This window comes from Treponema zioleckii (genome assembly GCF_014737315.1).
In the GTDB taxonomy this organism is placed as follows: domain Bacteria; phylum Spirochaetota; class Spirochaetia; order Treponematales; family Treponemataceae; genus Treponema_D; species Treponema_D zioleckii.
On sequence record NZ_JPUF01000146.1, the window covers coordinates 1 to 1,281 of the forward strand.

2 protein-coding genes are annotated in these 1,281 nt (G+C 40.2%); both read right to left on the bottom strand.

The genetic code is table 11. From position 1 onward, the window contains the following. Positions 1-252, bottom strand: a 252-nt coding sequence (locus JI65_RS16930; protein ID WP_191018336.1) for a hypothetical protein, incomplete at its 3' end; no start/stop codon positions are given. After that, the gene (locus JI65_RS16935; RefSeq protein ID WP_191018337.1) at positions 245-913 is read right to left on the bottom strand and encodes a hypothetical protein; all 669 of its coding nucleotides are present in this window, start codon (positions 911-913) and stop codon (positions 245-247) included. The genes JI65_RS16935 and JI65_RS16930, both read right to left, overlap by 8 nt. Positions 914-1,281 lie beyond the last annotated feature (368 nt).

A 1,281-nucleotide genomic window follows, 5' to 3' on the forward strand; every position in this document is an offset into this window, starting at 1 on the left:
GTTTGGGTCTAGACCATGTGCCAAATAGTTTTTAACATCATTTTCTTTGTGATCAGGACCAAACATCGCTTCGTGTGATATTTGGTCTCCAAAACTCAACAAGAGTCTCTTGTTTTTTGGTACATCCCCATAATATGTCGCTCTTGAAGACGGAATACTCTGCGCAAAAACTGAACTCTTTAAGAATCCAATAAAAACGGAAAACATAGCTGACACCAAAGCAACAAAACTTATTTTTTTCATGTTACTCATTTTTCCCCCAGATTATTGTGATGTTTTTTCCATTATTTTCTGTAGAAAACTGTCCTTGATAAGCATCTGGAACATTAGCTTTGAAATTAGCTTCAAATGCACTTGCTGTATTTTCATCAATAAATGAATATGTTGTCTCTGTATATATATCATATTTTTTTGAACGATCAGAAATATTATAGACATTTGGCCATGCTTTTAGTCCGCTTACAGATGCTATCTTACTTCCACCTTTGTGTTTTACAGACAATGATACATTTGTGATTCCTAACTGCTTAAGCCCCTCTTTTGACATGAGAGAGCCACCATCGCTTCCAAGACCTCTACCATCATTGTTATAAATTCCAGTTTCCCCACCAGCCATACCTATTATAAAGTACGCGTTTATTGCGGCTCTTATATTACCCCTAAGGAGGAAAATACCTGTAACCAAAAAGCGTCCTGTAGAACCATAGTCACCTTTCCAGAAACGCATTTTATAATTTCCCATATCAACTTCAGCATGATCAATGTCAAAGAGTGCCTTTGAAGCAGGGTCCATCCAATCGTGATATCCAGCAGCTGTCTGAGGCGCATTATCATTCCAACCACATGTAATACCTTCTGGAGCAGAATCTACCCAGCCCCATAATTCTCTTCCATCCGGGTCGGTGTACCTCACCGGGTTGTTCCCCGCGTAGTGGTAACAATTGAGATTGATTGGACTGACAGCCCCCCAATCTCAATGGATTTCAGGCATTTTCACGCCAAAAATCCGCTTTCCGGCTCCAGAAAGACAAAAATCAGCTCAGGTTTTAAAATCCTCCGTTAAGAATTTTATCGGCGGAAAACTTCCGTCCGCGGAAAATTCTAAAACCACTCGTCAGAAAATTCGAGCGGTTTTAGAACTGTAAAAACTACGCTATATGCAGCGCAATTCTTAAATTTTCCCGGAAAAGGCGCTTTTTGTGGCGGACTTTCCGGGGAAAAGCGGATTTTTGGTCTTCCTACAAATCGCGATTTGTAGGGGGGAAGTAAATGCTCTAACGA